The organism is Maribacter orientalis (assembly GCF_900109345.1).
Classification (GTDB): domain Bacteria; phylum Bacteroidota; class Bacteroidia; order Flavobacteriales; family Flavobacteriaceae; genus Maribacter; species Maribacter orientalis.
The window spans coordinates 523855-543279 of sequence record NZ_FNZN01000002.1 but is presented as its reverse complement, the minus strand read 5'-3'; the positions used below and the strand labels follow the sequence as shown (position 1 = coordinate 543279).

Sequence of the window (19425 nt, the reverse complement as noted above, 5' to 3'; positions counted from 1 at the left end):
GTATCAACCTCTTCTTTTAAAATAACCCAATAACTTTTTTACATAACTTTCGTCAACCCTACAATCTAAAGTTCCACAGCCAGATTTAGTAAACGATTCTTTAAAATACGTAACACGTTCTCTATGAAATTTTGCATAGGCATTTCGCACTTTTTTAGATTGGGTATTTACCAATTGCAATTTTCCGGTTTCAGCATCTTCAACCTGTATCATACCTAGATTGGGTATTGACTCTTCACGTTCGTCAAAGACTCGAATTCCTGTTAAGTCATGTTTACTACCTGTAATTTTTAGTGTTTTTTCATAGCCATCATCAATAAAATCAGAAAGCACAAAAACTATAGCCTTCTTTTTCATTACGCTGCTTAAGAATTTCAATGCCTGTGCAATATCTGTTTTATTGCTTTTAGGTTTAAATTCTAACAACTCACGTATAATGCGTAAAGCGTGCGTTTTACCTTTTTTTGGAGGTATAAAAAGTTCAATCTGATCAGAGAATAAAATGATGCCGACTTTATCGTTATTCTGTAAAGCACTAAATGCTAAAGTTGCCGATATTTCGGTAACAATTTCGTTTTTAAATTGATTGGTAGTTCCAAAAAGCTCTGAGCCACTTATATCGACCATGAGCATCATGGTGAGTTCTCGCTCTTCTTCAAAAACTTTTATGTAAGGTTCATTGTAACGAGCAGTAACGTTCCAATCAATATTTCTAACATCGTCACCAAATTGATACTGCCGTACTTCACTAAACGTCATACCCCTACCTTTAAAGGTAGAGTGATATTCCCCACCAAATATATGGTCCGATAGACGTCGCGTCTTAATCTCTATTTTCCGTACTTTTTTGAGTAGCTCTTTGGTATCCATTTTGTTTTTCAAACAGTAGTTAACTAATCAGGAATCAGCATTGAAAATTATGCAATCGAAATAAAATTATCAATCGCAAACTGATAACTGCAAAATAACTTTAGGGTACTTCTATCTCGTTTACGATCTTATTTATAATATCTACAGAGGTGATATTTTCGGCTTCTGCCTCGTAAGTAATTCCAATTCTATGCCTAAGAACATCGTGTACTATAGCACGAACATCTTCTGGGACTACATAACCTCTTCTTTTTATAAAGGCATAACATTTAGCTGCAATACCTAAGTTGATACTTCCCCTTGGTGAAGCACCAAAACTAATTAGAGGCTTTAAGCTTTCTAAATTATATTTTTCAGGATATCTAGTCGCAAAAACAAGATCAAGAATATATTTTTCAATTTTCTCGTCCATATATACTTCGCGAACAGCTTTTTGAGCACTTAGTATTTGTTCTATGGATACTACGGCATTTACCGTTTCATAGTTTCCTAATAAATTCTGACGCATGATCAATTGTTCCTCGTTGATTTTCGGATAATCGATAACTGTCTTCAACATAAAACGGTCAACTTGCGCTTCAGGAAGCGGATATGTTCCTTCTTGCTCCACCGGGTTTTGCGTAGCCATTACTAAAAAGGGCTTGTCTAAAATAAAAGTCTCATCACCTATGGTAACTTGCTTCTCTTGCATCGCCTCTAAAAGGGCAGACTGTACTTTTGCAGGAGCCCGATTGATCTCATCGGCTAAAACGAAATTCGCGAAAATAGGACCCTTTTTAATAGAAAAGTCGTTCAACTTCATATTATAAATCATTGTTCCTACAACATCGGCAGGTAATAAGTCTGGAGTGAACTGTATTCTGCTAAAACTTCCTTTAACTGCTTTTGAAAGTGTATTTATCGCTAGTGTTTTTGCTAAACCAGGCACACCTTCCAATAAAATATGTCCTTGTCCCAAGAGACCAATTAATAATCGTTCGACCATATATTTCTGGCCTACAATTACCTTATTCATTTCAAGCATCAATAAATCGATAAAAGCACTTTCTTGAGCTATTTTCTCATTTACGGCACTAATGTCAATTGACGTATTTTCTTCCATTTAAAACTATATATTATTGATTGTTAACGCTTCTAATTTTAACAGTCATGCAAATTGAAAATTTATTCATTCAGTAGCTGTTAATGATAGGTTAAAAAATGCGAAAACCCCTTATTTTTATGAAGCTTTTAAGGGAATTCTTTTTAAATTCATTAACCTATGAACAATACATTGAAATATTCGAGAATAATCGCTGGTACTATGACCTGGGGAAAATGGGGAAAACAACATTCCACCAAAGCAATGATTGAACTGATCAATCATTGCCTAGAAAACAATATCACGACATTCGATCATGCAGATATTTATGGCGATTATACCAACGAGGAACAATTCGGTAAAGCATTTGCTAAAAGCGTTATTAAAAGAGAAAATATTCAATTGATTAGTAAATGCGGCATTCAGTTTGATGCTGAAGAAAGAGTAAATAAAGTAAAGCATTACGATTACAATAGAGATTACATCATTTGGTCAGTAGAAAGGTCATTAAAAATGCTACGGACTGAATATTTAGATCTGCTTTTATTGCATAGGCCTAGTCCATTAATGAATCCGGCAGAAATAGCAGAGGCTATAAGAAAATTAAAGAAAGAGGGAAAAATCAAACAATTTGGTGTGTCAAATTTTACGCCGTCACAGATTAAGTTTATAGAAAAAGAAACTAGGGTTGATGCCAATCAAGTAGAATATTCATTATCATCTAATGAGGTAATGAACGACGGGACTTTAGATGATTGTATCATTCATGATAGGCTCGCTATGAGTTGGAGTCCATTAGGTAATTATTTTAGGGAAAAATCTCAATCGAACAAAAGAATCAAAGATGTGCTGAGCGTTTTAACCAAAAAATATAATGCTACTGAAGACCAATTATTACTAGCTTGGATTTTAAAACACCCATCAAAGATTCATCCCGTGGTGGGTACTGCAACACCGAAAAGATTGAAAATGGCTATGGAAGCTGTTAACATTGAAATGGAATTGCAAGATTGGTTTATATTATTAGAAGCGAATGAAGGACATGAAGTTGCGTAATTAAAAAACAAAAATGAAAAAAACAGCATTTATTACAGGAGCTACTAGCGGAATTGGTAAAGCTACAGCGATTAATTTTGCCTTAAACGGGATAGATTTAGTTTTATGTGGCAGACGCCAAGAAAGATTAGATGCCCTAAAAGAAGAACTTGGTAAGGAAGTGAAAGTCCATACCTTAAATTTTGATATTCGAGAGAAAGATTCGGTGCAAAAAGCGATTTCCTCATTACCAAAAGACTTTGCTAAAATTGATATTTTAATAAATAATGCGGGTAACGCCCACGGTTTAGATACCATTCAAGAAGGTAGTGTTGATGACTGGGATGCCATGCTAGATATTAATGTGAAAGGCTTGTTGTATGTGTCTAAAGCTTTGATACCCCAAATGGTAGAACGAAAATCGGGCCATATTATTAATATTGGTTCTACTGCAGGTAAAGAGGTTTACCCAAAAGGGAATGTGTATTGCGCAAGTAAGCATGCTGTAGATGCAATAAACCAAGGAATGCGAATAGATTTGAACCCTTACGGTATACGCGTAGGTGCCGTAAACCCAGGTCTAGTGGAAACCGAATTCAGTAATGTGCGATTTAAAGGTGATGAAAACAGGGCAGAGAATGTGTACAAAGGTTTTCAGCCACTAAAACCAGAAGATATAGCAGATATAATTCACTTTGTAATTACTAGGCCCTATCATGTAAATATAGCCGATTTAATAGTTATGCCTACTGCTCAGGCTTCTTCAACTATTGTAAATAAATCCTAATCTTTTTAAATTCAACAAACGATAATAGTCAAACACCCATAAAATGATTAATAAACGCTTATTGGTAAAAAACTTACTCGCACATAACGACGAGAATAGTTTTTACGATAAAAAGCGCTTCATTAATATTGGTGAAAAGGAGGGTAAGGCAAAATTTTTAAAACATGTTTGTGCATTGGCCAATAGCAACCCTTCGAACAATTCATTTATTGTTGTTGGCGTTGAAGATGAGGAAAACAAAATAGTAGGTGTAGATTTTTTTGATGACAGCAAGATTCAGAATTTGGTCAATGCTTATTTAAATAATCCTCCTCGTATATCTTACGAGAATATTCCATTTCCAAATTTACCTGATGGTAAGGTAGTGGGTCTAGTAACCATAAAATCTATTGGAAAATTATGCTCATTAAGAAAGAACATTTGGAAGTATTATGGTGGTTCGGTTTTTTTTAGGGAGGGCAGCATTAGCTTACCCAAAGTTTACGATATTGAATTGAAAAACATTAATGTTGATGCCGTAGCTACTATAGAACAACATGCTAAGAATAATATTGAGCTTACTTTAGATGGTGTTATTGACTTTCTAAACTATCGACACAAAGATTTAGAAAGTTATTATAAAGTGTTTAAAGAGCAATTTGTAGTCTGTTGGGCGGGTAATAAAAAAATTGTTAACGGAGAAACGTATTACTATAGAGTAGATATTGAATTGATCAATGAACAAGTTAAATTGTTCTATTCAAATTTAGATGAGGTTAAAATAAGTATTGATGATAATTCTTTTACTATAATAGAGTTTGTTGAGTTAGGACTCGGGTCTAAGCAAAAATATTACCCTTTAGAAAAAGTGGTCATCAATTTTAGTGAGAATGGCACCTATCAAATTAATAGCGATTTGCTTTTTAATCCGCCAAAGCATAATCGAAAAAAACTTGAAGAAATAATTAAAAATAACAATGCGTTGGTTACAAAAGCCAAGAGTGAAAAAGCTTTGAATCCTGCTGAGGTTAAAAGCCTAATTTATTTGGCAGATACCTATCTCATTTGTTACTTAAACGGTTTTGAGGAAGCTAAAGAGGAAATGGAAAGTGCAAGACAAATCTTAAAATCTAAATATCCGGGCATTAATGCTTCGTTGAAGGAGGCGCTTCGAGTTCTTAGGAAGGTTAAGTATAGTTAAGTGTTAGTTATCCAAAGCTGTTGAAAAGGTTTCAAAGGCAGTTCATTATGAATAAGTTCAAAGGAATTTCCTGTTAGTAAATCTATCGAGTTCTTGCCCGCGTGAATTCCGATTGAAAGTAACCAACCGATATCTAATGTTTCGGTAACCTCATTGAAGTTAGATAACACCCAAATGCTTTTGTTTCCATTGGTTCTTTCATAGACAAAAATATGTTGATTAAGACAGCCATGTATTTTTATATCATTTACATCTTGAAAAATGTCATGTTCTTTTCGTAAACGAATCATTTTTTTTAAACCTTGATAAATAATCGCAGACGGACTATCATCTGTTTTTTTTAATTCAGAAACAACATTCCAGTTGTGCATAGGTCTATTTACCCAGCGGTTGTCATTTACATGGTCCTCGTTTTGCTCGTACGTATAGTCATTCAATGTGCCAATTTCATCACCTGCGTAAATCATAGGTATACCACCGTAAGATAAAATTATGCCGTGCATCATTAGAATTTTTGCAATGGCATAATCAACGATATTCTTATTCTTCAGTTCCAATGCAGTTTCCAGTCCTAACAAAGACGCTGCGCTTCCGGTAATTCTACCGTCTCCGTTTTTCGGATTGTACATGAACATTAATCCTTTGGCCGGTGACCACTCTAATTTACCAGTATAATAATTTAGTATAAATTGTTTATGGGCAGTAGGGTCTGAACCCATCGAGCGAACAAAATCATCATCATAACCAAGGCCGATATCATCATGGCATCTTATATAATTAATCCAAGTAGCATCGTTAGGTTTATTAGGAATTTCGGTTAAACTCATTAGCATTAAAGAGGCTTTTTTAGTGGCAATTGAATTCCATAATAATGCCATTAAAGAGGCATTATAGGCAACTTCACATTCATTGCCTTCTGTGATATCTTCACCAAAATATTTAATAATATTTCTTGGAGCAACAATAGCTTCTGCCAATAGAATAACCCCTGGTGCGATTACTTGTAGGCACATTCTAAAGAGTGAAATAAGAGTATGGGCTTCTGGTAGGTTTTGAGAAAGTGTGCCTAATTTTTTCCATAAAAATGCAAGGGCGTCAAAACGGATAACATCTACTCCTAAATTAGCCAAGGCCATTAAATTGCCTAACATTTCAATAAACACTTCAGGATTTCTATAGTTTAAATCCCACTGGTAATTATTGAAACAGGTCATTACCCATTTTTCCATTTCCTCATTATAGGTAAAATTACCTGGTGCCGACTGAGGGAATATTTCTGGTAATGTTTTCTCGAACTCATCTGGTATAAGGCGGTCAGAAAAAGTGTAATAATAATTTTGATGATGTAGGCTTCCGTTTTTTGCTTTCTGGGCCCATTCAAATTCATCGGAAGTATGGTTTACGACAAAATCTAGCATTAAGAACATTTTTTTCTCCCTAGCTTTTTTAGTCAAAGCAAGAAAGTCATCCTTAGTGCCATATTTGCTATCAATCTCATGATAGCTATTCACCGCGTAACCACCATCATTTTCCCCAGAAGGTCGGGTAGTAATTGGCATTAAGTGAAGAAAATTGATTCCAAGATTTTCAAAGTATGGCAACTTCTCTTTTAGACCGTTGATGTCTTTATTAAACCGGTCTACATATAGTTGCATACCCACCATTTTCTCACTTTGATACCAGTTCCCAGAATTTAATCGTTCTATGTCCTGCTGTTTTAATTCAGTAGGTCGTTCTTTAAAAAGATGCTCTAATTGCTCTAAAAGCTTAAAAAAATATGCTTTATGTTCAGTGTCTTTGTATAATGAAAAAAATTGAGTCTTAATAAGGGTAAGATTGGTTGACAATCTTTGGTCGTATAAAGATTTTAACGGTAACGCGCCTTTTTTTATTTGACTTTTTGAGGCCAATAAGCGGTGTAGTTCAGCTTGGTTCATTTTAAGAATCTAATTGTTGTAATGTGGGTAACGATTCAATTGCGCCAAAATTAGTAGTGGTTATAGCGCCAGCTTTGTTCGCCCTAGCTACCATGTTGGTAAGGATGCTTTCATCTGCCAACAATGCATCAATACTAGAATGTTTGGCAATTTGTTGCAATAGACATCCAATAAATGCATCGCCTGCGCCAGTAGTGTCTTTCGGAGTTACTTTGATACTGGGTATAGTTTTTTGAAATTTTTTGGTGCTTAACCATGTTCCTTCACTACCAAGTGTAATAACGATTATTTCAGTGCCTATTTCATGAAGCACTTTACAAGCTTCTTTTACATCTTCTTTGCCCGACAGAAGTTGAGCTTCTTCTAAACTAAATTTACACAAATGTGATTTTTCAATGAAAGGTTCACATTTACGTTTAAAACTATCAACTTTATTTTTCCAGAGGTCTACTCTATAATTGGGATCAAAACTGATAAAAGCATTTTTGGTAAGTCCATCAAATAAATACCTACTATAAGCTTCCTCTAAAGGGCCACCTAAAAGAGCGGTAGCAGCACCAAAATGAATGATGTTGTTTTTGAAATAAGATTTATGAGACGAATCATAGGCAAGTTCTCTATCTGCCCCACGACTAAAAACAAAATCACGTTCACCGTCTTCATCTAAGGAAACAAAAGCTAATGTGGTAAATGTATCAGATTTTTGTGCTAACGAAATGTCCACTTTTTCATCTTCTAAAATCCGTAATAAAAAGGTGCCAAACGGATCGTTACCAACACAGCCAATAAACACACTGTCACCGCCTAATTTACTAATAGCACAAGAGACGTTAGCAGGAGCGCCGCCTGCTTTTTTTGAAAATTCCTTTGCTTTTGTTAAATCTTTGCCTTGGTTTTCAGCAACAAAATCAATTAACAATTCGCCAATGCAGAATATCTTTTTCATAAATCTAAATGAAAATTAGAAATCCTAAGTTAATTAGAATTTGTTTCTACTTCCTAAATAATCTTAAGGAATTATTAAATTTTGGTAGTTAACAGATTATTTATTGGAATTAAAACGGTTCTTTTTTTTGGGTCTGAGGATGAAATTTATATCTTGAATTACATATTTAAAAAAACACTCTGACCATGAGCATATTTGACGATATTAAACAGAAACTAAGTCATGAATTTATTGATATAATCGAATGGCTAGATATTAACAATGAAACCATAGTTCACCGCTTTGAACGTTATCAAAATGAAATTAAGAATAATGCGCAGTTAATTGTTCGCGAGGGGCAAACCGCAGTATTTATCAATGAAGGGCAATTGGCAGATGTTTTTAAACCGGGAACATACACATTAAACACAAAAAACCTTCCTATTCTTACTACCTTAAAAGGGTGGAAATACGGATTCGACAGTCCGTTTAAGGCTGAGATTTATTTTGTAAATACCCGCTTGTTTACCGATGAGAAATGGGGAACGAAAAACCCATTTATGTTAAGCGACGATAGGTTCGGGTTGGTTGAGATACGAGCTTTTGGAACCTATAGCTTTAGAATTAGTGATCCTGGTAAATTCATCATAGATGTAGTGGGCACTGACGGTAATTTCACTAATTATGAAATTAATGAACACTTAAAAAGTTTAATTGTAACTCGCTTTACCGATACAGTTGGAGAAGCTAATTTACCGATTGAATTGTACGCGGCAAATACGAGTGAGCTTTCAGAAACATGCCAAGTGGTAATGCAGCCTGAATTTAATAGAGTTGGTATTGAGTTAGAGAAATTCTACATCGAAAATGTATCGATGCCGGAAGAATTGAAAAAAGAAATTTTTGAATATAGCCGGTTAGATAAGTTAGATATGGCCAAATTAGCACAATTTAAAGCTGCGAAAGCGATGGAATTGGCCGCTAAAAATGAAGGTGGTACTGCAGGTGCAGGTATGGGTATGGGTATGGGCTTTGTATTGGCACAACAAATGGGAGGTTTGATGGGTCAGCCCGGTGCGCAACCATTCGGCGGTCAAGCAACACAGCCACAAGCTCCTCCACCAATTCCTGCTCAAGTTGTTTATTTTTATGCGGTAAGCGGTCAACAATTGGGGCCAGTTCCCTATGAGAAATTGAAAGAACTGTTTGCTAGTAGAATAATTAATAGAGATTCGCTAATTTGGAAACAAGGTATGGCCAGTTGGAAGGAGTTAAAAGAAATAGAGGAGCTAAAATCGTTTTTAGGAGGTAATACTCCGCCTCCATTACCAACATCATAACGTTTCTAAAAGCAGAAATACACGCCCTTTTATTATAAGGGATACGCACTATGGACCATATTCAGAAATCGGAATATAAAAAAGCATGTCCCAATTGTGGCGCCGAGTTAAAATTTAAACCAGGCTCACATCAACTTACATGCGAATATTGCGGGTATGAAGAATTCATTGAACAATCTAAAAGTAGTTTTGAGGAACTTGAATTAGAACATTACTTAAAAATTGTTGGTGAGAATGCCTACACAGAAACTATTGAGCTCTTACATTGTAAAAATTGTGGTGCCAATCAGCATGTAGAGGAAAATTATAAATCGCTTAATTGTGTTTATTGTGGTGAGCCATTAATTCGTGAAGACACTGAAAAAGAAGGATGGATTTTACCTGGGGCATTAGTGCCTTTTCAACTTGATTCAAAAAAAGCTCATTCTATTTTTAAAGATTGGGTAAACAAAATATGGTTTGCGCCTGATAAACTTAAAAAGGCTGCCCTTGATCCAGAAGGACTACATGGACTTTATTTGCCTTACTGGACTTTTGATGCGAAGCTGTTCGCTTCTTATCAGGGGCAAAAGGGTGATTATTATTATGAGACTCAAACGTATAATAGTGATAAGGGTAAACGTACAAGACAGGTTAGAAAAACTAAATGGACCTATGTATCTGGTAATGTTGATGGTTTTGTAGACGATATCCTAATCAATGCCTCTGAGAAAAAGAGAAAAGAAATTCCGGCTAAAGTTGCATTTTGGAACCTTAAAGATTTAGTTGTTTTTAATTCAAAATATCTGTCGGGTTTTGTAACCGAGAAATATACCGTTTCATTGAAGGAAGGTCATCGTAAATCTTTTCAAGAGGCTAAGAATATTGCTTATAATTGGATTCGAAGAGACATTGGAGGCGATACCCAAAGAATAGCAAATGCCGATATTAAGTTATCAGATGAAAAATTCAAACATATATTACTTCCAATTTACTTAAGTTCATATACATATGATGGTAAGGAATATAATTTCTATATCAATGGCCAAACAGGTGTATTAAGCGGCAATAGACCTTATTCATTTTGGAAAATCTTTTTTTTAGTGCTTTTTATCCTTGTGATTATAGCAGTATTTGCGATTTTTGCTAAATGAGTTTAAAAAGAACACTGGTCATAGGTGATATCCATTCCGGATTACAAGCTTTGAAACAAGTACTTCAAAAGGCGACGATTACTAATAACGATACCCTAGTTTTTTTAGGGGATTATATTGATGGATGGAGTGAGGCCGTTGAAACCATAAACTATCTACTTCAACTTAAGGAAAAATATAATTGTGTATTTCTAAGAGGAAACCACGATGAACTCTGTTATGAATGGTTAACGGGTGCAGCTGACAACCCAACTTGGTTTATGCATGGTGGTGAAGCAACAGTGAATTCTTACGCTAACATCACTGAAGAAACAAAAAATATGCATCTCAAGTTTTATGAAAACTTAGAGAATTATTATTTAGATACTGAAAAGAGATTGTTTTTACATGCTGGTTTTACTAATTTAAAAGGGATAGAATTCGAATATTTCAAGAAGACCTTTTATTGGGATCGTACTTTATGGGAATTGGCTCTTTCATTAAATAAAGAATTGGACCAAGAACATATTCATTATCCAAAAAGGCTTAAAAACTACTCAGAAATTTATATAGGACATACGCCAGTAACACGAATAGGAAAAACTACACCACAAAATGCAGCAAATGTTTGGAATATTGATACTGGGGCAGCCTTTAAAGGTCCATTAACGGTATTTGATATAAACACTAAAAAATATTGGCAAAGTGATCCTGTTTATATGTTTTATCCCAATGAAAAGGGCAGAAACTGAGAAAACCATTAACTTTACATAAAAAGGAGTTATTATATTAACGAACTTTGATAAAAATCATATTATGCCAATTAAGAATATAAGATTAGAAGTAATGCAGGCACTAGAGCCACAGGTGGAGGGTTTTATGGAATCTTTCCTTATAAAGCCTGAAGATATATGGCAGCCAACAGACTTTTTGCCTAATTCTGAAAAAGATACTTTTTTGCAGGAAGTAAAAGAACTACGAGAAGAATCTAAAGATTTAGGATACGATTTCTGGGTTACCATGGTAGCTGATACAATTACAGAAGAGGCCTTACCAACTTATGAGTCTTGGTTAATGGATGTTGTAGGTATTGACCAACATGGTGATCATAAAACTAATGGTTGGGCAAAATGGGTACGCGCTTGGACGGCAGAAGAGAATAGACATGGAGATGTGTTGAACAAATATCTTTATTTATCTGGAAGGGTAAATATGAGAGAAGTAGAATTAACAACCCAGCATTTAATTTCAGATGGTTTTGATATCGGAACTGATCGTGACCCATATAAGAACTTTGTATATACCTCATTTCAAGAATTAGCAACCAACATTTCACATAAACGTGTTGGCCAAATGGCTAAGAAAAAAGGAAATGTCCTTTTAGGTAAAATGTGTACTATAATTGCAGGTGATGAAATGAGACATCATTTGGCATATAGAGAATTTGTGAAAACCATTTTTGGTGAAGATCCTTCTGGAATGATGATTGCGTTTGCGGAAATGATGAAGAAAAAAATTGTAATGCCTGCGCATTTTTTAAGAGAGTCTGGTGGTTCTATAGGTTCTGCTTTTGAAAATTTCTCAAATTGCGCACAGCGTTTGGGTGTATATACGGCGCAAGATTATGTAGAAATTTTGAGTAAATTGAATGTCTTTTGGGAATTGGAAGGTATGCGTTCATTAAACGAGGAAGCTGAAAAGGCTCGCGAATATTTAATTAAACTACCTGCAAGATTGGAAAGAATTGCAGAACGCATGAAGTTTCCGCAAGATCAATACCATTTTAAATGGGTTGAAGCAAACGGAGCATTATAAAATTAAAAAATCCCGATCAGTTATGATCGGGATTTTTTGTTTGGATTGAATGCTATATTATAATTTACCGTGTTTGTGTTCTTCTTGCCACTTGGCTAATTCTTCCCATTTGCCTTCATAACACATTTTAGATTGCATTGGCCAAGAAGCTGGATCATGAATTTTATATCTTGTTCCGCCAGTATCTAATATCTTTTGGCAATCGGCAAGGCTCGTTTCAGATAGGGCTTTCCATGTTTTTATGCCATGATCTTTAAACATACCTTCAATTTTTGGTCCGATACCTTCCACTAATTTTAAATCATCTTGTTTAATGTTCTTGCCAAAAACAGCTTTTGCAGCAGATGCATCGAATGCTATTCCTTTACTTGTCGCAGCACCAGAAGCAAAAGAGGCAGCAGATTCGCCAAGATTTGTGTTTGTAGTACTTGGTGCGGTCTTCACAACTTTACTAGCAGCAATAACTTTTTGGTTACAGGCATCTAAATCAGCCTTTAATTTGCTGTTACTTGTTTTAAGGTTCAATATTTCGGTAGAATTGTCTTCCACTTTCGTAGATCCTTTGCCAATAAGATAGCCTAATATGCCGCAGATGATACCAACTAAAGCTGGAATAATCCAGCACCAAATATTCATATTTTCAAAATTCATGATTTACTTATTTATAAGATTAGTGTATGTTTTAATTTAAGGTATTTATGGCTCTTCTGTTTTTTATACTCGCAATTGGTTCTGTTTGGCCTTTAGATGCTGCCACTATTTTATCTGAAGCAATACCATTTTTCATTAGATAATCTTTTGCAAAATCTGCGCGATCTTGTCCCAATCTCATGCTAGTACTACTTGCTTTACCAGTATTACCTGTATGGCCTACTACATTTGCAGTAGCACCATCAACCTTATCAAAGTATCTAGAAATATCAGCTACTTTATGGCGTTGTGCTGCATCTAAATTTATAGAAGCTTCTGCTGTATTGAAATGAAGAATTAGTGAATCTGCATTAATTTTCTCATATAATACTTTTAGATCATAGTTATCGGTTTGTGACTCTTCTTCAATGTCGAAAACAGCTGCTCCCCAATAGGTGCCATCTTTGGCAATCATATCATCTATTAACTTACCTATGGTATTTATTTGTGCGGTAGAAATACCTTTAGAGGCTAAATCATTTTTTATAGTATTAGCCCTGGCAAGTCCTAAATTAGGGAATGCAGTATTGTTTTTTTCATCACTAGCGTAAAATCCAGTAATGTTAACAACATTATTTTCATTGGTTTCTAGATGATTTGGCAAACCAGTAATACCTTTAGTTAATTCTACACTCAAGGGCATTAAAATAGTATGGGAGGAAACATTAAAATTATAATTGCCATTAGTGCTGTACGAAAATCCATTACCATCAATGGCAAAAAGGTATGCGATTGCTTCGGGTTCTATAATGATTACTTGTTCTGTAGCTTGATCTGTTGTAGCTGTTGTACCGCATTCGCTACAACAGGTTATGTAAAAGAATGTGCTAGCTACAATGGTAATCAACATCAATAATAAATTGGTAGTTGCTTTTGTCATTGTAGAATATGTTCGTGTTTAACGTACAATGTATTAAAAAAATCTTAAAAATGTTAAAATATTGCAACCTAATTACCTTACAGTCAGTGATTATGTAAATTTCCAGTTATACTTAAATGTATACCAACTATACAATCATATAGTTTGATAACAAAAATTTTAGGGTTTGGAACAACTTTTATTTGCAATTTTGCGTAAATATTTAAAGGTATATTTCTCCCCACAACGTTTGGGCATTGAGTATGCGTTTTTAAAGTTTTGAGTTAGTTGGTTAAAAAATCCTGTCTTCGTTAATGTCGACAGGATTTTTTTATGCCCAAAATAGATATGCAAATATTCCGATTATACAATATTTATGTAAAGCTGTACAAATCTTGAAAGAAGGTGTAACAAATATTGGTAGTTTACTGTTGAGGATAATATACGATACCAATGAAGAAAAAAATAAAGGGTATAATAAATTTCCTTTGCATGTTTGTTATATTGGGCATTCAAGCCCTATTACATGGCAGCTGGTCACCCGAATCATCGAATGGAAATCAGCTTAATGCATGAACATACAAAGGAAATGATATCTATGTTATAGATCGAACTTTATACCTTGGGCTAATGGTAGCTCTGTGGTATAGTTAATTGTATTGGTCTGTCTTCGCATGTAAACTTTCCAAGCATCTGAACCACTTTCACGACCACCACCAGTTTCCTTTTCACCACCGAAGGCTCCACCAATTTCTGCACCTGAAGTACCGATATTAACATTAGCTATTCCACAATCACTTCCCCATGCAGAAAGAAAATGTTCCGCCTCACGAAGGTTATTGGTCATTATTGCTGATGAAAGACCTTGAACAACACCATTTTGTATAGCTATTGCATTTTCAACGTCTCCAGAGTATTTTAAAAGATATAAAACAGGAGCAAAAGTTTCGTGCTGTACGATTTCAAAATTGTTCTTTGCTTCTGCAATAGCTGGTTTTACATAGCAGCCACTCTCATACCCCTTACCTTCTAATACGCCACCTTTTACAATTAGTTTACCACCTTCAGCAACTACTTTTTCTAATGCTTTTTTGTATTGTGCAACAGCATCGGTATCAATTAATGGACCAACATGGTTGTTTTCGTCCAATGGGTTTCCAATTCTTAATTGTTGGTACGCAGCAACTATTGCGTCTTTTACTTTATCGTACATTGAATCATGAATAATTAATCTACGGGTCGAAGTACAACGTTGGCCAGCAGTACCTACAGCACCAAATACAGCGCCAATAACCGTCATTTTTAAATCAGCATCTGGAGTTACGATAATGGCATTATTACCACCAAGTTCTAATAATGATTTGCCAAGACGCGCTGCGACAGCTTGTGCAACAATTTTACCCATACGAATAGAACCGGTAGCAGATACTAATGGAATTCTGTTATCTTGTGTCATTAGTTCGCCAACTTTATAGTCGCCATTAATAAGGCAAGAAATACCCTCTTGTAAATTATTGGCTTTAAGAACTGAAGAAGCTATATTTTGACAGGCAATACCACAAAGGGGTGTTTTTTCTGATGGTTTCCAAACACAAACATCGCCACAAATCCAAGCTAATGCGGTATTCCATGCCCAAACGGCAACGGGAAAATTGAATGCAGAAATTATACCTACCACACCTAACGAATGATATTGTTCATACATTCTATGTCCAGGTCTTTCAGAGTGCATTGTTAGTCCGTGTAATTGACGAGATAGACCAACAGCGAAATCACAGATATCTATCATTTCTTGAACTTCACCTAAACCTTCTTGGTAGCTCTTTCCCATTTCATAGGAAACTAGTTTACCTAAAGGCTCTTTTAGTTCCCTTAGTTTGTCACCAAATTGTCTTACAATTTCACCACGTAACGGTGCCGGCTTTGTTCTCCATTCTTTAAAAGCTACGGTAGCTGTACTCATTACTTTTTCATAATCAGCTTTAGTTGTTGTTTTCACTTTAGCGATTAATGAACCGTCTACTGGGGAGTATGATGAAATGATATCTCCTGATGAAAAATTATTGGAACCTGTTGAGGTACCTTCATTAACATCCTTGATTCCCAATTTTTTTAGGGCATCATGTATTCCAAAATCTGCTGCTATTTTTGACATTTTATAACTTTTTATGCGGTTTCTGTTAGATTTATTACAAAAATACGAAGAATATTATGCTTTATACCAACCAAAAGCCTACAATGAAAATTTTATGATACTCCATAGTACAATTCCTATAAATGCGGGAACACTCTGAATATAGAAAATCTTTTTAGTGACCGAAATGGCACCATATAATCCTGCTATGAAAACACAACCCAAAAAGAAAATGGCAACGTTACCTGACCAAAATGGGTCATTAATTATTAAAGACCAAATTAAGCCTGCAGCTAAAAAACCGTTGTATAGACCTTGGTTGGCGGCCATTTGCTTTGTAGGTTCAAACAAATCTTGAGGAAAATTTTTAAAGACTTTTCTTCCTTTAGTGGTCCATGCAAACATTTCCATCCATAGAATATAAATATGCATCATTGCAACAAATGCGGTAATTATCTTTGCGGCTAACAATTATTCTTCTTTAACAATGAAACGTTCGTCTACAGGCATTACAGTGCCACAGTTGTTACACGTTCTTAATTCTTTTGAGCTGTAAAAGTGCTTAAAATGGGATAGAAAATCTTTTTCAATGTCATGAAGAGTAAAATAAGCTTCATATAATTTGTGATTACAATTGTCACAAAACCATAAAAGGCCATCATCAACATTCATATCTGCTCTTTTTCGCTCAATGACCAAACCGATGGAACCTTCTTTTCGAACAGGTGAATGAGGCACTTTGGCAGGATGTAGATACATATCACCTGGCCCTAATTTCATGGTTCGTTTTTTACCATCTTCTTGAATATGAATTTCTATATTCCCTTCTAACTGGTAAAAAAGTTCTTCTGTTTCGTTATAATGATAATCTTTTCTAGCATTTGGCCCAGCTACAATCATTACTATATAATCGCCTGAATCTTTGTAAAGATTCTTATTGCCTACCGGGGGTTTAAGTAGCGCTCTATTATCTTCAATCCATTTGTTTAAGTTGAAGGGTGCTTTAATGCTCATCTAATTAATTTTATCTGAAAGTTAAATAAACCGTTGCCTCTTACCTAAAACTTAAGCATAAAAAATGCCTTTGAAAAACAAAGGCATTTAAAAATTAGTTATAACTGACTACCTAAAGAACACCTGAGTAAAGTAAAGGTCTCCATTGCTATTTCGTTTTATGCTTATAGCTGAATAATCAAAATTGCCTTCCAAGTTTTTTCTGTGCCCTGGGCTATCTAGCCAAGCTTCAAAAGCATCTGTTATTGTATCATAATCTTTCGCAACATTTTCTGCTACAAAAACGGCTCCTGTTCTTTTCGAAATGTTTTCTGCTCGTTCACCAAATTTTGCATGACTGGTATTTCCTTTTTCAATCATGTATTCGGTATGAAGACCTGCATAATAATATGTAGTGCTTTCAAACTCCATTTCATTTAAACCAATACTAGATCGATGATTATTTATCATGTTAAAAAGTTCGGTCTCTATCTCGTTATGCGTTTCTGAAGAAGCTAAAGTTGTTTTAGAAGATGGATTTTCGATGTTATCTTCATAATCTGAAAAGTTTTCATTTTTTGAACAAGAAGATAAAAATGTAATAATTAATGCTATTGTAGGTAATGCTAATCTCATGCTGGGGAACATTTTTTATTTAATAATACTCCAAAAGTAATCCCATCGATTGTTTAAAGAAGTAGAATATCCATAGAGGTTATAAAAAACTCGTTAAGCTGTAAAATAAGTTATTGTTGGCCCTTATCGATTAAATGCACTTTAGATTTCATCGTAAAAACATGCATTTAATATGATTTTTCCCACTTTATCCTTAAAACAAAACACATTAACCTAGTTAAGCTAAAATTACGATGCTTAACGTGGTGATTTTTCAGTTTAAAAACTAAGTTGGGTATAAATTTTTACTTATTTCTTATAAAAAAGTTGGGTAAAATAGTAATTACCTTGTTCATCTTTTTTTACACTAATACCGGTATGCGTAAAATCGCCTTCCATTGTTTTCTTATGACTACTACTGTTATACCAACCTTGAAACGCATCTATAGCTGATAGATAATCTTTGGCTACATTTTCCGCTACCATTTCAACTTCAACTTCAGAGTTGATATCAGTAGCTCTTGAGCTAAAATTATCGTGGCTAATACTGCCTTTAGCAATCATATAATTGGTATGAATGTTAGCGTATTTGTAGGCTATATCACTAAATTTTAGAGTATTAGCATTTAAAGTTAACCTATGCTCATTTACAATATCCAATAGGTCCTGCTCTATAGTTACAACATTTTCTGCTTCTAATATAGACGTTTCTTCAATAGAATCGCTTGTACAAGAATCAAGAAAAAGTAATAAAAAGACAGGGACCGCATAAAGCAATCTCATTTTCATATAGTGTCTTTTTGTTATAGCCTTTCGGCTTAGCGCAGTAGGTCAGTAAGACGAGAATGTTCTATGTTCTCTATCGAAAGGGGTATCGATATAGTAATATTATTGAAAAAACACATGCGGTCTAGAAACAAAAAAGCTTATTCGATGAAGTGTGCAAAAAGTAAGATTAGTGTATTATTTGATCATATTGAAATAAGATCATCTGAAGACTCCTTTGGTAAAACTTCGGTTTTAAGAACGTTTTCAAAAATTAAGGCTCCTATATCCTTAATGGGTTGATATAAAATAGATTGCTTTTTTGTTTCGTCGTCCAATAGATTAAATGTACTGTCCATTCTATCAAAAAAAATGAAGGCAGCACCCAAAAGAATCGCAACCTTTAAGATACCAAAAATGCCTCCTGCAACTTTATTTAAAAGACCTAACATGGCAAAGTTTGCAACTTTTGTTAATAGATTACCCGCTAAGTGAACGATACTTATTATAAGTACGAAGGTGATTACAAAGGCGATAATACTCATATTACGTTCATCCCATTCTAAGTGTTCAGATAAATAATTTCCGGTGATGTACGAAAAATGAATAGCTCCATAAATACCGGCAATTAATGCGACTATTGAGGCTATTTCCATAAAAAGACCATTTTTTAGACCTTTCCATAAGCCCCAGATTAAAGGTATTCCAAGAAGTATATCTAAAAGCCCCATTCGTGAAGTGTTTTAACAAATATAGAACTTTGATTTGTACCTTTGAAAAGTCAAAATAAGTACAGCAAGACATAAATAATATGGCAAGGGATATACAATTAAAAGAGCGTTGGGATTATTTGGTCGAAAAGCTTTCTGTAAAGTTTTCGGATGGAGACCCTTTAGAATTAGATGCAATTATATATTTGGTTGGAGTTCAAGAACTAGGACAATACCATAGAACATATAAGAAAGACGATAAACTAGATTTAATGCATATTGCAATCTGCAGACTTTTGGAGCCTTACGGATTTTATGAGTTTAGTTTTTTTGATGAAGATGGATGGCCGCATTACACTATCAACGAAGAACTACCTCCTTTAAAGGCTGGTGAGCAAACTGTTCTTATGAAAGAGGCTATTGTTAGCTACTTTTTAGAAAAAGAGTATATAAAATAAAAACGGAAGCCCATGTTTAGCTTTGGTTTTTTCCTCGATACAGCCTAGAATATTCTTCACTTTAAGATTTCAGATTCCTGAATTGGTTTAAGTTATTCTTTCATCTATTAAATTATTTC

At 34.6% G+C, this 19425-nt stretch carries 20 protein-coding genes; 8 read left to right on the top strand and 12 right to left on the bottom strand.

What is annotated here, in order from left to right:
* Nucleotides 1–3: 3 nt before the first annotated feature.
* Together BMY56_RS06050 and BMY56_RS06045 are read right to left on the bottom strand one after the other, a co-directional pair.
* Nucleotides 4–870 carry a DUF58 domain-containing protein gene (locus BMY56_RS06050; protein WP_091621334.1) on the bottom strand — a complete coding sequence of 289 codons (867 nt, stop codon included), beginning with the start codon at nt 868–870 and terminating at the stop codon, nt 4–6.
* A gap of 100 nt (nt 871–970) precedes the next feature.
* The gene (locus BMY56_RS06045) at nt 971–1972 is read right to left on the bottom strand and encodes an AAA family ATPase (protein WP_079511363.1); all 1002 of its coding nucleotides are present in this window, start codon (nt 1970–1972) and stop codon (nt 971–973) included.
* Between the two features lie 159 nt (nt 1973–2131).
* On the opposite strand from BMY56_RS06045, the gene BMY56_RS06040 reads away from it, so the two are divergent.
* From BMY56_RS06040 to BMY56_RS06030, 3 genes are read left to right on the top strand one after another with little or no spacing between them, the layout of a single operon-like run.
* Nucleotides 2132–3007, top strand: coding sequence for an aldo/keto reductase (locus tag BMY56_RS06040; RefSeq protein ID WP_091621331.1), 876 nt, complete (start codon nt 2132–2134; stop codon nt 3005–3007).
* A gap of 13 nt (nt 3008–3020) precedes the next feature.
* Complete coding sequence (locus tag BMY56_RS06035) at nt 3021–3773, top strand: SDR family NAD(P)-dependent oxidoreductase (RefSeq protein ID WP_091621329.1); 753 nt, start codon at nt 3021–3023, stop codon at nt 3771–3773.
* 43 nt (nt 3774–3816) lie between these two features.
* Nucleotides 3817–4953 (top strand): ATP-binding protein, encoded by a 1137-nt coding sequence (locus BMY56_RS06030; RefSeq protein WP_091621326.1) that lies wholly within the window; start codon nt 3817–3819, stop codon nt 4951–4953.
* Here the strand turns inward: BMY56_RS06030 and BMY56_RS06025 are convergent.
* Nucleotides 4950–6890 (bottom strand): alpha-amylase family protein, encoded by a 1941-nt coding sequence (locus BMY56_RS06025; RefSeq protein WP_091621323.1) that lies wholly within the window; start codon nt 6888–6890, stop codon nt 4950–4952. The genes BMY56_RS06030 and BMY56_RS06025 overlap by 4 nt on opposite strands.
* Nucleotide 6891: 1 nt before the next feature.
* Nucleotides 6892–7836 (bottom strand): carbohydrate kinase family protein, encoded by a 945-nt coding sequence (locus tag BMY56_RS06020; RefSeq protein WP_091621320.1) that lies wholly within the window; start codon nt 7834–7836, stop codon nt 6892–6894.
* Between the two features lie 185 nt (nt 7837–8021).
* On the opposite strand from BMY56_RS06020, the gene BMY56_RS06015 reads away from it, so the two are divergent.
* The 4 genes from BMY56_RS06015 (at nt 8022) to BMY56_RS06000 (ending at nt 12082) form a co-directional block, all read left to right on the top strand.
* Entirely contained in the window at nt 8022–9155 is a 1134-nt protein-coding gene (locus BMY56_RS06015; RefSeq protein WP_091621317.1) for an SPFH domain-containing protein, read from the top strand.
* Between the two features lie 50 nt (nt 9156–9205).
* The gene (locus BMY56_RS06010; protein WP_091621315.1) at nt 9206–10288 is read left to right on the top strand and encodes a TFIIB-type zinc ribbon-containing protein; all 1083 of its coding nucleotides are present in this window, start codon (nt 9206–9208) and stop codon (nt 10286–10288) included.
* Nucleotides 10285–11019, top strand: coding sequence for a metallophosphoesterase family protein (locus BMY56_RS06005; RefSeq protein ID WP_091621312.1), 735 nt, complete (start codon nt 10285–10287; stop codon nt 11017–11019). Before BMY56_RS06010 ends, BMY56_RS06005 begins: the two co-directional genes overlap by 4 nt.
* 64 nt (nt 11020–11083) lie before the next feature.
* Nucleotides 11084–12082, top strand: a complete 999-nt coding sequence (locus BMY56_RS06000; protein WP_091621309.1) for an acyl-ACP desaturase — start codon at nt 11084–11086, stop codon at nt 12080–12082.
* A 57-nt stretch (nt 12083–12139) separates the two neighbouring features.
* On the opposite strand, the gene BMY56_RS05995 is transcribed toward BMY56_RS06000, so the two are convergent.
* The 8 genes from BMY56_RS05995 to BMY56_RS05955 all read right to left on the bottom strand — a co-directional run bounded on the left by BMY56_RS05995 (nt 12140) and on the right by BMY56_RS05955 (nt 18869).
* Nucleotides 12140–12733: a hypothetical protein gene (locus tag BMY56_RS05995; RefSeq protein WP_091621307.1), complete on the bottom strand. Its 594-nt coding sequence runs from the start codon at nt 12731–12733 to the stop codon at nt 12140–12142.
* 31 nt (nt 12734–12764) lie between these two features.
* The gene (locus BMY56_RS05990) at nt 12765–13652 is read right to left on the bottom strand and encodes an OmpA family protein (RefSeq protein ID WP_091621304.1); all 888 of its coding nucleotides are present in this window, start codon (nt 13650–13652) and stop codon (nt 12765–12767) included.
* 580 nt (nt 13653–14232) lie between these two features.
* Nucleotides 14233–15786, bottom strand: a complete 1554-nt coding sequence (amaB, locus tag BMY56_RS05980) for an L-piperidine-6-carboxylate dehydrogenase (protein WP_091621299.1) — start codon at nt 15784–15786, stop codon at nt 14233–14235.
* Nucleotides 15787–15864: 78 nt separating this feature from the next.
* Complete coding sequence (locus BMY56_RS05975; protein ID WP_091621857.1) at nt 15865–16200, bottom strand: DUF1304 domain-containing protein; 336 nt, start codon at nt 16198–16200, stop codon at nt 15865–15867.
* A 36-nt stretch (nt 16201–16236) separates the two neighbouring features.
* On the bottom strand, nt 16237–16779 hold the full coding sequence (locus tag BMY56_RS05970; protein ID WP_091621296.1) for a 3-hydroxyanthranilate 3,4-dioxygenase: 543 nt from the start codon (nt 16777–16779) through the stop codon (nt 16237–16239).
* 108 nt (nt 16780–16887) lie between these two features.
* On the bottom strand, nt 16888–17394 hold the full coding sequence (locus tag BMY56_RS05965) for a CAP domain-containing protein (RefSeq protein WP_177170924.1): 507 nt from the start codon (nt 17392–17394) through the stop codon (nt 16888–16890).
* A gap of 288 nt (nt 17395–17682) precedes the next feature.
* On the bottom strand, nt 17683–18162 hold the full coding sequence (locus BMY56_RS05960) for a CAP domain-containing protein (protein ID WP_091621216.1): 480 nt from the start codon (nt 18160–18162) through the stop codon (nt 17683–17685).
* Between the two features lie 182 nt (nt 18163–18344).
* On the bottom strand, nt 18345–18869 hold the full coding sequence (locus BMY56_RS05955; protein WP_091621213.1) for a CvpA family protein: 525 nt from the start codon (nt 18867–18869) through the stop codon (nt 18345–18347).
* 80 nt (nt 18870–18949) lie between these two features.
* On the opposite strand from BMY56_RS05955, the gene BMY56_RS05950 reads away from it, so the two are divergent.
* A complete protein-coding gene (locus tag BMY56_RS05950) occupies nt 18950–19306 on the top strand; it encodes a hypothetical protein (RefSeq protein WP_091621210.1) in 357 nt (118 codons plus the stop codon).
* Nucleotides 19307–19425: the final 119 nt, after the last annotated feature.

Coding starts and splice junctions, on each gene's coding strand:
- BMY56_RS06010 (WP_091621315.1), top strand. CDS start 9,206: ATGGACCATATTCAGAAATCGGAATATAAAAAAGCATGTCCCAATTGT.
- BMY56_RS05970 (WP_091621296.1), bottom strand. CDS start 16,779: ATGAGCATTAAAGCACCCTTCAACTTAAACAAATGGATTGAAGATAAT.
- BMY56_RS06040 (WP_091621331.1), top strand. CDS start 2,132: ATGAACAATACATTGAAATATTCGAGAATAATCGCTGGTACTATGACC.
- BMY56_RS06015 (WP_091621317.1), top strand. CDS start 8,022: ATGAGCATATTTGACGATATTAAACAGAAACTAAGTCATGAATTTATT.
- BMY56_RS06005 (WP_091621312.1), top strand. CDS start 10,285: ATGAGTTTAAAAAGAACACTGGTCATAGGTGATATCCATTCCGGATTA.
- BMY56_RS06000 (WP_091621309.1), top strand. CDS start 11,084: ATGCCAATTAAGAATATAAGATTAGAAGTAATGCAGGCACTAGAGCCA.
- BMY56_RS05950 (WP_091621210.1), top strand. CDS start 18,950: ATGGCAAGGGATATACAATTAAAAGAGCGTTGGGATTATTTGGTCGAA.
- BMY56_RS05995 (WP_091621307.1), bottom strand. CDS start 12,733: ATGAATTTTGAAAATATGAATATTTGGTGCTGGATTATTCCAGCTTTA.
- BMY56_RS06035 (WP_091621329.1), top strand. CDS start 3,021: ATGAAAAAAACAGCATTTATTACAGGAGCTACTAGCGGAATTGGTAAA.
- BMY56_RS06050 (WP_091621334.1), bottom strand. CDS start 870: ATGGATACCAAAGAGCTACTCAAAAAAGTACGGAAAATAGAGATTAAG.
- BMY56_RS06020 (WP_091621320.1), bottom strand. CDS start 7,836: ATGAAAAAGATATTCTGCATTGGCGAATTGTTAATTGATTTTGTTGCT.
- BMY56_RS06030 (WP_091621326.1), top strand. CDS start 3,817: ATGATTAATAAACGCTTATTGGTAAAAAACTTACTCGCACATAACGAC.
- BMY56_RS05990 (WP_091621304.1), bottom strand. CDS start 13,652: ATGACAAAAGCAACTACCAATTTATTATTGATGTTGATTACCATTGTA.
- BMY56_RS06045 (WP_079511363.1), bottom strand. CDS start 1,972: ATGGAAGAAAATACGTCAATTGACATTAGTGCCGTAAATGAGAAAATA.
- amaB (WP_091621299.1), bottom strand. CDS start 15,786: ATGTCAAAAATAGCAGCAGATTTTGGAATACATGATGCCCTAAAAAAA.
- BMY56_RS05975 (WP_091621857.1), bottom strand. CDS start 16,200: ATGATGCATATTTATATTCTATGGATGGAAATGTTTGCATGGACCACT.
- BMY56_RS06025 (WP_091621323.1), bottom strand. CDS start 6,890: ATGAACCAAGCTGAACTACACCGCTTATTGGCCTCAAAAAGTCAAATA.
- BMY56_RS05965 (WP_177170924.1), bottom strand. CDS start 17,394: ATGAGATTAGCATTACCTACAATAGCATTAATTATTACATTTTTATCT.
- BMY56_RS05960 (WP_091621216.1), bottom strand. CDS start 18,162: ATGAAAATGAGATTGCTTTATGCGGTCCCTGTCTTTTTATTACTTTTT.
- BMY56_RS05955 (WP_091621213.1), bottom strand. CDS start 18,869: ATGGGGCTTTTAGATATACTTCTTGGAATACCTTTAATCTGGGGCTTA.